The sequence below is a fragment of the Enterobacter sp. E12 genome, assembly GCF_014596715.2.
Taxonomy (GTDB): Bacteria; Pseudomonadota; Gammaproteobacteria; order Enterobacterales; family Enterobacteriaceae; genus Enterobacter; species Enterobacter bugandensis.
On sequence record NZ_CP115601.1, the window covers coordinates 2,661,809 to 2,675,524 of the forward strand.

Genomic DNA, 13,716 nt, shown 5'->3' on the forward strand with positions numbered 1-13,716 from the left:
AAGGAAAAGTGCGGGGATTTGCGGCGCAAAAAAAGGGGTTATCCTTAGTGAGTAGGATAATTCGGTAAAAAAGACGTGGTTTTTCACTGCACTGAAGGTTCCTTGCTACCACCGCTTCTTCACCTATACTCCGTTGGCAATTTAGGGGTAATCCTTTATTGGTATGGGTATACTCCAGGGTATGCACCAGAATAGCGCCATTCCTGCAAGCAGGCCACGTCAGGAGCCCGGCAACTCTATGTTAAAAAGATGTTTATCACCGCTGACTCTCGTCAATCAGCTAGCCCTGATTGTTTTGCTGTCTACCGCCCTTGGCGTGGCCGGCATGGCGATTTCCGGCTGGCTGGTACAAGGGGTACAGGGTAATGCACATGCCATCAACGAGGCAGGTTCTCTACGCATGCAGAGTTATCGTCTGCTGGCGTCGGTCCCCCTGACGCAGGACGATCGGCGCTTAATTGATGAAATGGAGCGCACGGCCTTCAGCCCCGAACTGGAAAACGCCGCCATCCGCGCCGGCCAGCAGTCCCAGCTTAAAGCCCTGCAGGGCTACTGGCACACCCAGCTGGAACCCGGTCTGAAACAGGCGCGCAGCACCGAAACCGTTGCGCAGGACGTAGCGGGTTTCGTCTCCCGCATTGACGCGCTGGTCTCCTCTTTCGACCAAACCACCGAATTACGCATCGACCGGGTGGTAATGGTACACCGTGCCATGGCGCTGTTTATGGGCCTGCTGCTGATCTTCACCATTATCTGGCTCCGGGCGCGGCTGCTGAATCCCTGGAAACAGCTGCTGGCGATGGCGCGCGCCGTAACGAACAGAGATTTTACCCAGCGCACGCACATCAGCGGCCGCAACGAGATGGCCATGCTCGGCCAGGCGCTGAACACCATGTCGGCGGAGCTCTCCGAAAGCTACGCGGTGCTGGAGCAGCGCGTACAGGAAAAAACCGCCGGGCTGGAGCAGAAAAATGAGATCCTCTCCTTCCTGTGGCAAGCCAACCGTCGGCTGCACATGCAAGTGCCGCTATGTGAACGCCTTTCGCCGGTGCTGAACGGCCTGCAAAATCTGACCCTGCTGCATGACCTGGAGCTGCGGGTTTACGATGTGGAAGATGAAGATAATCATCAGGAGTTTACCTGTCAGTCCGACATGTCCTGCGATGATAAAGGCTGCCACCTGTGCCCACGCGGCCTGCCGCTGCAGGCTTCTGGCGGCACTACCCTTAAGTGGCGGCTGACGGACAGCCACACCCAGTACGGTATTCTGCTGGCCACCCTGCCAGCCGGACGCCATCTGAGCCACGACCAGCAGCAGCTGGTGGACACCCTGGTTGAACAGCTAACGGCCACGCTGGCGCTCGACAGGCACCAGGAAAAACAGCAGCAGCTGATCGTCATGGAAGAGCGCGCGACCATCGCGCGCGAGCTCCACGACTCTATCGCCCAGTCGCTCTCCTGTATGAAAATGCAGGTGAGCTGCCTGCAGATGCAGGACGCGGAAATGCCGGAAAGCAACAAACAGCTGCTGAGCCAGATCCGCAACGAGCTGAACACCTCCTGGGTACAGCTGCGCGAGCTGCTGACCACCTTCCGCCTGCAGCTGACCGAGCCGGGGCTGCGCCCGGCGCTGGAATCCAGCTGCCAGGAATTTAGCGCCCGGCTTGGCTTCCCGGTGAAGCTGGATTACCAGCTGCCGCCGCGGTTTGTCCCTTCCCATCAGGCGATTCATCTGCTGCAGATCGCCCGCGAAGCGCTGAGCAACGTGCTCAAACACGCTGAAGCGACAGCGGTTACGGTTACCGTCAGCCAGCACGCTAATCAGGTCAGGCTGACGGTTCATGACAACGGTCGCGGCGTGCCGGAAAATGCCGAACGCACTAACCACTATGGTTTAATTATTATGCGAGACCGCGCCCAAAGCCTGCGCGGTGATTGCCAGGTTCGACGGAGAGAGACGGGTGGCACGGAAGTTGTGGTCACCTTTATTCCCGAAAAACCGCTTACAACTGCTCAAGGAGAAACCCATGACTAATCAGGAACCGGCATCCATCCTGTTGATCGACGACCATCCGATGCTGCGTACTGGCGTAAAACAGCTGGTCAGCATGGCACCCGACATTACCGTGGTGGGCGAAGCCAGCAACGGTGAACAGGGGATTGAGCTGGCCGAATCCCTCGATCCGGATCTGATCCTGCTCGATCTCAACATGCCCGGCATGAACGGTCTGGAAACCCTCGACAAGTTGCGCGAGAAATCCCTTTCCGGTCGCGTGGTGGTCTTTAGCGTCTCCAACCACGAAGAGGATGTGGTCACGGCGCTGAAGCGCGGCGCGGATGGCTATCTGCTGAAGGATATGGAGCCGGAAGACCTGCTCAAGGCGCTGCAGCAGGCCGCCGCAGGCGAGATGGTGCTGAGCGAGGCCCTGACGCCGGTGCTGGCCGCCAGCCTGCGGGCGAACCGCGCCACCTCTGACCGCGACGTCAGCCAGTTAACGCCGCGCGAACGCGATATTCTGAAGCTGATTGCCCAGGGCCTGCCGAACAAAATGATTGCCCGCCGCCTGGATATCACCGAAAGCACGGTTAAAGTGCACGTGAAGCATATGCTCAAGAAAATGAAGCTAAAATCCCGCGTTGAAGCCGCGGTGTGGGTCCATCAGGAACGTATTTTTTAAGCATTACTCATCCGGCAGCAGCTTCCAGCGCGGGTCGTCGTCAGGTAATGCGACCAGCGGCTGCACCACAGCGAGCGTGATCTCATTGGATGAGACGCGCTGGCCCTTCGCATCTTCCACCACCGCCGAGAGATGCCAGCGGTTTGTCGCCCCTTCAGCGTCATTCCAGGCAGGCATGATCACGCTCCAGCCGTCGGTGCTGTCACTTTTCCCCGGGGACGTCAGGCTCAATGCCTGGGTATCACCCTGCCAGTGGATCTGACGAATTCCGTGAGTGCTGCGAACCTGCAGCTTCAGCATGACGGTTTCGCCCCCTTTGAGATCCCACGGCGGGGTTGCCAGCCAGACGGAGAGCGTTTTACGCTGGCGGAACTCCATCACCGGCAGGCTGTTACGCTCCGGCGAGTCATACCGGCTTCCGCGCAGGGATCGCGTGGCCGCGACCTCTCCGGCGGAGAGCTGCTTAACCAGCGGCACGCCGAAGCGATAGTTGAGCTTCAGCCCGAGGTTATTCTGGCTCTCTCCGCTTTCGCCCTGCTTATGCCCGGCGGTCAGCGTCACCAGCGGCACGGGGGTATAGTTAAGCCCGAGATTGACCGCCACCGGGTTGTGATACCCGGTTCCGCTGTTGAAGAGGTCAACGTTGTCGCCAAAATATTGCTCAAAGCTGACGCTGGTGTTCAGGTGATGAAACCACGGCAGCCAGGCTTTGGCGGTCACGTCATATCCCCGCGCCATGCGCTGCTCCTGGACGTCAGAGCTGTCGCGCCAGCCGGCAAAAGGCTGATAATAGTTAGCCGACAGGCGCAGATTTTCTCCCCATACCTCCGCACCCAGCCCGGCACGCTGCAGGTTCTCATCCAGCAGGTTGTCGTAAAAGGTGTTGTAGCCCAGCAGCCATTTTCCTGCCACCCAGCGCTGGCCGATTCCGGCGTTACTGACCAGGCCATCCGTCTGCTGCGTCAGGCCGAGCTGGCTCCAGCTCAGGTAACGGTTGTTATCGTTCCAGGGGATAAACCAGCTCCCGCTGCTGCCGTTGAATTTCCCGTCGTTATCCACCAGCAAATTGACGCTGGCATTCCCCCAGGGCGACAGCCAGGATTCAATCTGCTGGTTCACCTCGCCGCTCACCGCGTCGCGCACCTGACCAAAGGCAAACTGCCGCGCCTGCTCGCCCGTAGTCAGGCCGTTGTCGGTCATACTGGCTTCACCAAAGGCTTTCGCCATTTCGGCGAGATGCTTTTCCCCCTCCCCGGTGGGGGCTGCCATACCGAGATCGGGGAGATTATCCCCGTTATTATCAAAGGGATTTTGTGCCTGCTGGATAAAGGAATTCGACGCACCGTGAACGGCTCCGGCAGTAACAAGGGAGAGTAAAACCAGCGTTCGGAAAGGGGGAGAAACAGTCATCAATGTCGTAAGAATTACCCGGTGCTTACGTAAGAACACCAAGTACCTTAACGTGATTTCTCCCTCTTTGCAGCTTTACGGGGAATTTTCCGGAATTTCCTGAAACATTGTTTTGAGCTCAGGCACGCACGAACCGCAGTTCGTGCCGCACCGTAGCGTCGCCCCCAGCGCGGTAACGGAACCGCAGCCTCCGGCAATCGCCTCCCGTATCGCGTTTTCTCCAACGCTGAAACAGCTGCAGATGATGCGCCCCGGATCTGTAACCTTCCCCACGCCCTGCCCGTTCAGCAGCGCATGGCGCTCAGCGGGTGTCGAGGGCGGTGACTGAAAAGCGGCTTCTATCACCGGGTGCGCCAGATCGGGCAAGGCGGTGCCTTCCCAGAAACCCAGCATCAGATGGCCGTTATGCCAGGCCAGCACGCTGCTGCGTTCCCCGGTTTGCGCAACCTGCAGCTGCCAGCCCCGGCCGCTGGCATAGTCCATGACCCACGACAGCAGCGGCTTATCACCCGCTATCGTCATTCGCGAGGCTTTACGCCACCAGTGAACCGAAGAGGGGATTTCCGGCCATTCCCGGGCATAGAGCTCCCCCTGCCAGGCGGGCTGCCAGGGCATGATTCTGACGGCGGTTTGCTTACTCTCCGGCTGCCCGGAAGCCGGATCGATGCGCCCTTCCACCAGCGCGTTAACCTTTCCCTGGCGGGCAAACTCAGCGTTCCAGTGCATCGGGGCAAACGCTTCGCCTTCCCGTATTCCGTCGCTGATTCGTACTCTGGCCACCATCACGCCGCGCGGCGAGCCGATCCGCGCCAGCTGGCCGTCGCACAGTGAAAACCGAATGGCGTCTGCGGCGCAGACCTCAACAAACGGCTCCGCGATATGCTGCATCAGCCGGGGCACGTATCCCGTACGGGTCATGGTGTGCCACTGGTCGCGGATACGGCCAGTGTTGAGGATCGCCGGGTATAGCGCGGTAGCCGTCGCGCCGTGCGGCAGCGGATCGACAGGCACTACGTTTCGGCGCGATAAATTCCCCTTCGGCCACTGGTACGGCTCAAGCGTCTCCCACGCTTCACGGGTTAACCCCGCCAGTTCCTGAAGGTTCAACGCCCGCGCGCCGTCATTTTCAAACGCCGTCAGCGCCGCATGTTCGCAAAAAATCTCCTGCGGATGTTGCCAGGCAAAGGCCTCGCCGTAGCCCAGCCGTTTTGCAATCTGAGCCACGATCCACCAGTCCGGCTTCGCCTCACCCGGCGCGGGCAGAAACGCGCGCTGGCGCGAAATGCGCCGCTCGGAATTGGTCACCGTGCCGTCCTTCTCCCCCCAGCCCAGCGCCGGAAAACGGATATGGGCGAACCGGCTGGTGTCGGTATCTTTCATCACCTCAGAGACAATCACCAGCGGACAGGCCGCCAGCGCCTGACACACCGCGTGGCTGTCCGGCAGCGATACGGCAGGATTGGTGCCCATGATCCACACCGCCTTCACCTCGCCGCGGGCGATGGCGTCAAACAGTTCCACCGCCATCAGCCCCGGCGTCTGCGCCAGCCGTTCCGTTCCCCAGAAACGCGCCACCCGCGAAAGATCGTCCGGCTCGAAGCTCATATGCGCCGCCAGCTGGTTCGCCAGCCCGCCCACTTCCCGGCCGCCCATGGCGTTTGGCTGTCCGGTCAGCGAAAACGGGCCGCAGCCCGGACGGTTGAACTTCCCGCTGGCAAGATGCACGTTAATGATGGCGCTGCACTTGTCGCTGCCGCTGGAGGACTGGTTGATCCCCATGGTGTAGAGCGTTATCGCGCGAGGCGCGGTAACAAACCAGTCGTAAAAGGTACCAATATCCTCTGCCGGAAGGTCGCAAAACGCCGCCACGCGGGCAATCGGCCACTCATCGGTGCCCTGGATCAGATTGAGCAATCCCACAAACAGCCCGGCGTCGCTGCCGGGTTTAAGCGCCAGATGCAGGTCGGCAATATCGCAGGTAGCGGTTTTACGCGGGTCAATCACCACCACCTTCATCTGCGGGTTGTTGTGCTTTGCCTGCACCAGACGCTGATAGAGCACCGGATGCGTCCAGGCCGCGTTCGAGCCGGCCAGCACCACCAGATCGCTGTTTTCCACATCCTCGTAGCTGCACGGCACCACGTCTTCGCCGAAGGCGCGCCTGTAGCCCACCACCGCCGAGGACATGCAGAGCCGGGAGTTGGTATCGATGTTCGCCGCGCCGATAAACCCTTTCATCAGCTTGTTGGCGGCATAGTAGTCCTCGGTTAACAGCTGGCCGGAGGCGTAAAACGCCACCGCCCGTGGCCCCCATGTGTCGATGATCTCCCGCAGTCGCTCGCCCGCGGCGTTCAGCGCCTGCGACCAGTCCACCTCAAGTCCATCGACAACGGGGTACAGCAATCGCCCCTGCAAGCCCGTCGTCTCCCCCAGGGCCGATCCTTTCACGCACAGGCGGCCAAAGTTTGCAGGGTGGGTGTCGTCCCCCCGAACGCTGACCGCTCCATCCTCCACGCTGGCGATCACGCCGCAGCCGACCCCGCAGTAGGGGCACGTTGTCCTGGTTTCCGTCATGAGGCCTCCGCGCGCATCACCAGCTCTTCGTTGCCGACCCACACCACGCCATTTTCAATTTTGACCGGCCAGGCGCGCACTGCGGGTTCGCCGTTCTCCACCTGACAGCCGTCGCGCAGGCGAATGCGCTGCTTGTAGAGCGGAGAAATAACGACCGGTTCGCCCGCCGCATCGCCGAGGATGCCGCGTGACAGCACATTCGCACTGCTGCCCGGCTCCAGGTCGTCCAGGGCATAAACAGTTTGACCAAAGCGGAACAGCGCGATCGGTTTACGGCCAAGACGCGCGCCAATGCCCGCCTGCTCCGGGATATCGTCAATGCCGCAGATTTCCTGCCAGCGCTTGCGTTCGTCCGATGGCGCGACGTTCACCGCGGTGCGGAACAGCGCCAGGCGGTCAGGATCGTTGAGCGTGGTTTGCCATTCGCACTGGTACGTCTCGACTACCCGGGCCATCTCCTGCTCCAGCTCGTGGGCGATGCCGAGACTGTCGTTGAGGATCACCTCACGCAGATAGTCGAGGCCGCCCTCCAGGTTGTCCATCCAGGTGCTGGTGCGCTGCAGACGATCCGCCGTGCGGATGTAGAACATCAGGAAACGGTCGACGGTGCGGATCAGCGTTTCGTCATCCAGATCGCTCGCGAAGAGATCCGCATGGCGAGGCTTCATCCCGCCGTTGCCGCACAGATAGAGGTTCCAGCCTTTGTCCGTGGCAATCACCCCCACGTCCTTGCTCTGCGCCTCCGCGCACTCGCGGGTGCAGCCGGAAACGGCCATTTTGATTTTGTGCGGGGCGCGCAGGCCCTTGTAGCGGTGCTCCAGCCTGACCGCGAGACCAGTGGAATCCTGCACGCCGTAGCGGCACCAGGTCGACCCGACGCAGGATTTCACCGTGCGCAGGGATTTCCCGTAAGCGTGCCCGGTTTCAAACCCGGCCTCCACCAGCGCCTGCCAGATCTCAGGCAGCTGTTCCAGGGTGGCGCCAAACAGGTCGATACGCTGCCCGCCGGTGATTTTGCTGTACAGACCGTAGCGTTTCGCAATCTGGCCGATGGCGATCAGCCCGTCGGCGGTCACTTCTCCTGCGGGCATGCGCGGCACGATGGAATACGTCCCGTCCTTCTGAATATTGGCGAAGTAGCGGTCGTTGGTGTCCTGCAATGGCAGATGCGCCGGCTTCAGCAGGTATTCGTTCCAGCAGGAGGCCAGCACTGACCCCACCAGCGGCTTACATATTTCGCACCCGTGCCCCTGACCGTAGCGGCTGATGAGCTGGTCAAAGGTGCGGATATGGTTGACGCGCACCAGATGGTAAATCTCCTGGCGCGAGTACGGGAAGTGTTCGCAGATGTCCTTTTTCACCTCCACGCCCTGCTCGGCAAGCTGGAACTCCATCACCTGCTTCACCAGCGCGCTGCAGCCCCCGCAGCCGGTCGCCGCTTTGGTGCACTGCTTAACGGCGCCGATATCCGCTGCGCCCGCGCTCACCGCCCGGCAGATATCGCCTTTGCTGACGTTATGACACGAACAGATCTGCGCGCTTTCCGGCAGCGCCGCCACGCCCAGCGCTTTTGGCGCGCTGCCTGACAATGCGGGTAGTATCAGCGTTTCCGGCTCTTTCGGCAGGCTTATGCCGTTAAGCATCATCTGCACCAGCGTGGCGTATTCGCTGGCATCGCCCACCAGCACGCCGCCGAGCAGCGTTTTTCCGTCGTGGCTGACCACGATTTTCTTGTAGATTTGCTGCGGGCCGTGCGTCCACTGGTAGCTTAGCGCCCCCGGCGTGCGCCCGTGAGCATCGCCAAACGACGCCACGTCCACGCCGAGCAGCTTGAGCTTAGTGCTCATATCTGCCCCGGTGAAGGTTTTATCTTCGCCCGCGAGCGCGGCAGCGGCCACGCGCGCCATCTGGTAGCCCGGCGCCACCAGGCCAAAGATTTTCCCCTCCCACAGGGCGCATTCACCGATGGCAAACACGTTCGAATCGGAGGTCCGGCAGGCGTCATCAATGCAGATCCCGCCGCGCTCGCCGACAGCCAGCCCGCTGCTGCGCGCCAGCGCGTCCTGAGGACGAATACCGGCAGAGAAGACTACCATGTCCGTTTCCAGCTGTTCACCGTCGGCGAAGCGCAGCACCAGCCCGTCGTCCGTCGCAGCAATTTCCGTGGTGGCTTTACTGGTGTGAACGCCAACGCCCAGCGCCTCGATTTTCCTGCGCAGCATCGCCGCACCGTCATTATCAAGCTGCACCGCCATCAGATTGGGCGCAAACTCCACCACGTGCGTTTCCAGCCCGAGTTGCTTGAGGGCATTCGCCGCCTCCAGCCCGAGCAGGCCGCCGCCAATCACCACGCCACGACGCGAGCCCGCCGCGCGGGCCGCTATGTTGTCCAGGTCGTCAAGGGTGCGGTAGACAAAGCAGCCCGGCAGATCGTTGCCCGGTACCGGCGGTACGAACGGGTATGAGCCGGTCGCCAGCACCAGCTTGTCCCAGTGGGTCTCATGCCCGCTGGCGGTACGCACCACGCGCGCGTCGCGATCGATAGCGACGATCTGCTGCGAGAGGCGCAGCTCAATGCCGTTATCGGCAAAGAACTCCCCCTCCACCAGCGAGAGCGACGCCGCGCTTCGGCCGCCAAAGTATTCCGACAGATGCACGCGGTCATAGGCGGCATAGCGCTCCTCACCAAAGACAACGATCTGATACTGCTGATGCAGATTGCGGTTAACGCAGTCTTCGAGAAAATGATGGCCGACCATACCGTGCCCAACCACCACCAGAGTAGGTTTTGTCATAGCGTTCTGTCCTGCAACCTGCGGTTGCGTAGTGAAACGATCGAACAGCCAGTCCGCGCGTGCGGGCGCAGCCGTTGCCAGTAAATCGGTAAATGTTGCCGCGCTGCGGCAGTCGCCCATCAGCAGCACGCCAGCCAGCGCACCCTGATGGATCAGTAACCGACGATAGTGACGGGTTAGCGGATCCCAGGAACTCCAGACCACATCATCCTCTTGCACCGCCGTGCGCCCGAGACTGAACAGCTCCACGCCGGTCACCTTGAGGCGCACGCCGTTGTCGGTGAGGGCAAACGGCGCGGCTGTGTCACCCGCCAGCCGCGCGGCGAGAATATCCGCCTGCGTCATACAGGGGGCGACCAGGCCAAAGGTCTGGCCGTCAATTTCGCAGCACTCGCCAATGGCGTAGATACTTGGTACGGAGGTCCGCATCTGGCTATCCACCACGATGCCGCGCGCGCAGCGAACACCGCTGGCCTGCGCCAGTGCGACGTTGGGCTGCACGCCTGTCGCCAGCACCACGCGCGCGGCGGCGACGCGGCGTCCGTTGAGCAGCGTCACGCTATTCCCTTTAATCCCCGCGATGCCGGAGGCGAGTTCAGAGCGCACGCCCCGCGCCGCCAGCGCCTCTTCAAGCAGTACGCCCGCCTGCTGGTCCAGCTGCTGCTCCATCAGCCACGGGCCGCGATGAACGAGCGTGACGTTGTCACCTGAACGAGCCAGCGCTGCCGCCGTCTCTACGCCGAGCACGCCGCCCCCCAGCACCACCGCCGGACCGGCGATCGCCTGAATGGCGCGGGTATTCTCCAGGGTACGGAACGTGAAAACGTGCGGCGCATCGCCCCCAGGAATCGGCGGCACAAACGGCGTTGACCCGGTGGCAAATACCAGCGCATCCCAGCCCAGCGTGCGGGCGGTGGTTTGCACTTCCCGCGCGTCCACGTTCACGGCGAGTGCCTTTTCGCCCCGCAGCACCGTCACGCCGCGCTCCTGGTACCAGTGGTCATCCTGAAGGCAGATGCCCGCAGCCGTTTTTTCACCCCCCAGCACCGGCGAAAGCTGGATGCGGTTATAGGCATGCTCCGGCTCGTCACCGATGACGGTGATAGCGAACCGACCGGAAGCTCGCCCGGTGAGCGAAGCAATCAGCCGGGTTGCCGCCATGCCATTCCCGATAATGACCAGTCGCATCAACGCCCCCTCGTTACGCCGCTTTCGGCTGTTTTTCGTAGAGGAAATGGAGGATCTGCTGGCGCATGTGGTGATAGCGGCTGTCGTCCGCCAGCTGCACCCGGTTGCGCGGGCGCGGCAGGTCAACGCGCAGGATCTCCCCGACGTTGGCCGCCGGGCCGTTGGTCATCATCAGCACGCGATCGGAGAGCAGTACCGCCTCGTCCACGTCGTGGGTAATGAGCACGATGGTGGTGTTCAGCGCCTGCTGGATCTGCATCACCGAGTCCTGCAGATGGGCGCGCGTCAGCGCATCCAGCGCGCCGAACGGCTCATCCATCAGCAATACTTTCGGCTTCATCGCCAGCGCGCGGGCAATCCCGACGCGCTGCTTCATGCCGCCGGAGATCTCCCCCGGACGCTTGTGCAGCGCGTGTCCCATCTGCACGCGGTCGAGGTTGTGCTCGATCCACTCTTTGCGCTCGGCCTTGCTCATGGTGTGACGGAACACCTGATCCACCGCCAGCGCCACGTTGTCGAAGCAGGTCAGCCACGGCAGCAGCGAATGGTTCTGGAACACCACCGCGCGCTCGGGCCCCGGCCCGGCGATTTCGCGGTTGTCGCAAATCAGCCCGCCTTCCGTCGGCAGCGCGATCCCGGCGATAAGGTTAAGCAGCGTCGACTTGCCGCAGCCGGAGTGGCCTATAAGGCTCACGGTTTCGCCCTCGTGGATATCAAAAGAGACGTTCTGCAGCGCCAGAAACTCGCCGCTGGCGGTGGAAAAACGCTGGCTCACGGCCTGGACCTGAATTAATGGTTTCATGTTCGCTCCTTATTTTTCCTGCCAGCTAAAGCGACGGGCGATAAGCATCAGCCCCTGCTCCAGCAGCAACCCGACCACGCCGATGATGACGATGGCGATCAGAATGTTTTCGACGTTGAGGTTGTTCCACTCGTTCCAGATCCAGAAGCCGATACCCAGCCCCCCGGTGAGCATCTCGGCGGCGACAATCACCAGCCAGGCGATGCCGATGGAGAGGCGCACCCCGGTCAGTACAGCGGGTAGCACAGCCGGGAAGAGTATGCGGCGCATGATCGTCCACTCGGAAAGCTGCAATACGCGGGCGACGTTGAGGTAGTCCTGCGGAATACGGCGCACGCCTTCGGCGGTGTTGATCACCATCGGCCAGATAGAGCAGATGAAAATGGTCCAGCTCGACGCGGGCTCCGCTTTCTGGAACAGCAGCAGGCCGATGGGCAGCCAGGCCAGCGGGCTGACCGGGCGCAGAAGCGCAATCAGCGGATTGAACATGCGCGAGAAAAAGGTGAAGCGGCCAATCAAAAAGCCCAGCGGAATACCCGCCAGCGCTGCCAGGCCAAAGCCGATGGCGACGCGCTGCAGTGAAGCAAGCACGTTCCAGCCAATGCCCATATCGTTAGGCCCGTCGCGATAAAACGGGTCGGCAAACAGGGTAATGGCGGAATCAAGCGTGCTGAGCGGCGTCGGGAAGCCTTTGCTGTTTATCGCCGCCAGTTGCCAGAGCACCACCAGCAGCCCGAGGCCGAGCAGCGCCGGGATAACGCGCTGGAAAAAGTCGTTCATCCGGCGTGCTAACGCGGGCGGGCGGCGGCGAACCTGTACCGGAGGCAGGACAATCACTTCCCCGCTCTCTGGCGTCTCTTGTGGTTTCGTGTTTTGCAGATGCGGCATAATCAGGCCCCTTTACGGTGAATAGCGAAACGGCTGGCGTACCCTTCCGGATCGGTGCCGTTCCAGACGGTGCCGTCCATCAGCGTGCTGCTGCGGTACGGTGATGACGGCGTGGACATACCGCCGACGGCGGTGGCGGCATCCTGCCAGACCGCGGTCTGGTTGATGCGCTGCGCGATGCCCGCGTAGTCCGGCGCGGCTTTGAGCAAGCCCCAGCGGTAGAACTGGGTTAAGAACCACATGCCGTCGGAGAGATACGGGTAGCTCACAGCCCCCTCGTTGAAGAAGCGGATCGGGTGCGCGTCCTGCCAGCGCTGGCCCAGGCCGTTGTCGTACTCGCCGAGCATGCGCCCGGTGAGATACTGTTCTTTGCAGTTGAGCCACGCCCGGCGGGAGAGGATTTGCGCGGTTTCGCGTTTGTTTTCCGGGAACGCCTCGATCCAGCGCGCGGCCTCCAGCACCGCACTCACCAGCGCCCGGGCGGTGTGCGGGTTTTTCTCCACCCAGTCGCGGCGCGTACCGAGGATCTTTTCCGGATGATCGGCCCAGATGGACTGCGACGTGGCGGCGGTAAAGCCGATACGGTCGTTAATCGCCCGCGCGTTCCACGGCTCGCCGACGCAGAAGCCCACCATGTTGCCGATGCGCATGTTCATCACCATCTGCGGCGGCGGCACCACCACCGTGCGCACGTCGTCAAAGGGGTTAATGCCCGCGCTGGCCAGCCAGTAGTAAAGCCACATGGCATGCGTCCCGGTCGGGAAGGTGTGCGCGAAGGTGTAGGTTCCCGGCGCCTGCTGCCCGATCAGCGTTTTCAGCCCGTCGAGATCGCGAACGCCCTTCTCCGCCAGATCGCTTGAAAGCGTGATGGCCTGGCCGTTCTGATTGAGCGTCATCAGGTTCGCCATCTGCTGCGGCTTGCCGGCGATGCCGAGCTCCAGCCCGTACAGCAGACCGTAAAGAATGTGTGCAGCGTCCAGTTCTCCCGCCACCAGCTTGTCGCGCACCGCCGCCCAGCTCGCCTCTTTGGTGGGAACGATGGTGATACCGTATTTTTTATCAAAGCCTTTTAACGCTGCGATAACCACCGGCGCGCAGTCGGTCAGCGGGATAAACCCGACGCGCACCGTCTCCTGTTCCGGTTTATCTGAGCCAGCCGCCCAGGCAGCCTGCATAACACCCGGTAACAGCGCTGCGCCACTTGCCAGCATGCTGGCCTGCAAAAATCGCCGTCTCGACAAATCCCCCATAACCGCTCCCGAAAAAAAGCCAAAAAAAAGCGCCCGCCGTGCCGAAGCACCGCTGGACGCCTTTATCCCGATGACTGATGCACCGCCGTTGGCGCACCGTCAAAAATGGTTAATTAAATAATGCAAAGCCA

At 61.8% G+C, this 13,716-nt stretch carries 8 protein-coding genes; 2 read left to right on the forward strand and 6 right to left on the reverse strand.

Annotated features, from left to right (window positions below; genetic code table 11):
- Positions 1 to 238: 238 nt before the first annotated feature.
- Together narX and narL are read left to right on the forward strand one after the other, a co-directional pair.
- Complete coding sequence (gene narX, locus IB212_RS12725) at positions 239 to 2,035, forward strand: nitrate/nitrite two-component system sensor histidine kinase NarX (protein ID WP_188246022.1); 1,797 nt, start codon at positions 239 to 241, stop codon at positions 2,033 to 2,035.
- Positions 2,028 to 2,678, forward strand: coding sequence for a two-component system response regulator NarL (gene narL / locus IB212_RS12730; RefSeq protein WP_003856701.1), 651 nt, complete (start codon positions 2,028 to 2,030; stop codon positions 2,676 to 2,678). Before narX ends, narL begins: the two co-directional genes overlap by 8 nt.
- 3 nt (positions 2,679 to 2,681) lie before the next feature.
- On the opposite strand, the gene IB212_RS12735 is transcribed toward narL, so the two are convergent.
- From IB212_RS12735 to IB212_RS12760, 6 genes are all read right to left on the reverse strand, one after another.
- Positions 2,682 to 4,088: a YchO/YchP family invasin gene (locus tag IB212_RS12735; RefSeq protein WP_041909587.1), complete on the reverse strand. Its 1,407-nt coding sequence runs from the start codon at positions 4,086 to 4,088 to the stop codon at positions 2,682 to 2,684.
- A 75-nt stretch (positions 4,089 to 4,163) separates the two neighbouring features.
- Positions 4,164 to 6,662 carry a nitrate reductase gene (locus tag IB212_RS12740; protein WP_041909585.1) on the reverse strand — a complete coding sequence of 833 codons (2,499 nt, stop codon included), beginning with the start codon at positions 6,660 to 6,662 and terminating at the stop codon, positions 4,164 to 4,166.
- Positions 6,659 to 10,645: a nitrite reductase large subunit NirB gene (gene nirB, locus IB212_RS12745; RefSeq protein ID WP_188246021.1), complete on the reverse strand. Its 3,987-nt coding sequence runs from the start codon at positions 10,643 to 10,645 to the stop codon at positions 6,659 to 6,661. The genes IB212_RS12740 and nirB overlap by 4 nt, the downstream gene beginning before the upstream one ends.
- A 13-nt stretch (positions 10,646 to 10,658) precedes the next feature.
- Positions 10,659 to 11,447, reverse strand: coding sequence for an ABC transporter ATP-binding protein (locus IB212_RS12750; RefSeq protein WP_041909583.1), 789 nt, complete (start codon positions 11,445 to 11,447; stop codon positions 10,659 to 10,661).
- Between the two features lie 9 nt (positions 11,448 to 11,456).
- A complete protein-coding gene (gene ntrB / locus IB212_RS12755) occupies positions 11,457 to 12,335 on the reverse strand; it encodes a nitrate ABC transporter permease (protein WP_028013452.1) in 879 nt (292 codons plus the stop codon).
- Between the two features lie 2 nt (positions 12,336 to 12,337).
- Positions 12,338 to 13,585 carry a CmpA/NrtA family ABC transporter substrate-binding protein gene (locus IB212_RS12760; RefSeq protein WP_041909581.1) on the reverse strand — a complete coding sequence of 416 codons (1,248 nt, stop codon included), beginning with the start codon at positions 13,583 to 13,585 and terminating at the stop codon, positions 12,338 to 12,340.
- Between the last annotated feature and the right edge of the window lie 131 nt (positions 13,586 to 13,716).

Excerpts from the sequence above, each read along its gene's own strand:
- narX (WP_188246022.1), top strand. The coding sequence starts at position 239 with ATGTTAAAAAGATGTTTATCACCGCTGACTCTCGTCAATCAGCTAGCC.
- narL (WP_003856701.1), top strand. The coding sequence starts at position 2,028 with ATGACTAATCAGGAACCGGCATCCATCCTGTTGATCGACGACCATCCG.
- IB212_RS12735 (WP_041909587.1), bottom strand. The coding sequence starts at position 4,088 with ATGACTGTTTCTCCCCCTTTCCGAACGCTGGTTTTACTCTCCCTTGTT.
- IB212_RS12740 (WP_041909585.1), bottom strand. The coding sequence starts at position 6,662 with ATGACGGAAACCAGGACAACGTGCCCCTACTGCGGGGTCGGCTGCGGC.
- nirB (WP_188246021.1), bottom strand. The coding sequence starts at position 10,645 with ATGCGACTGGTCATTATCGGGAATGGCATGGCGGCAACCCGGCTGATT.
- IB212_RS12750 (WP_041909583.1), bottom strand. The coding sequence starts at position 11,447 with ATGAAACCATTAATTCAGGTCCAGGCCGTGAGCCAGCGTTTTTCCACC.
- ntrB (WP_028013452.1), bottom strand. The coding sequence starts at position 12,335 with ATGCCGCATCTGCAAAACACGAAACCACAAGAGACGCCAGAGAGCGGG.
- IB212_RS12760 (WP_041909581.1), bottom strand. The coding sequence starts at position 13,585 with ATGGGGGATTTGTCGAGACGGCGATTTTTGCAGGCCAGCATGCTGGCA.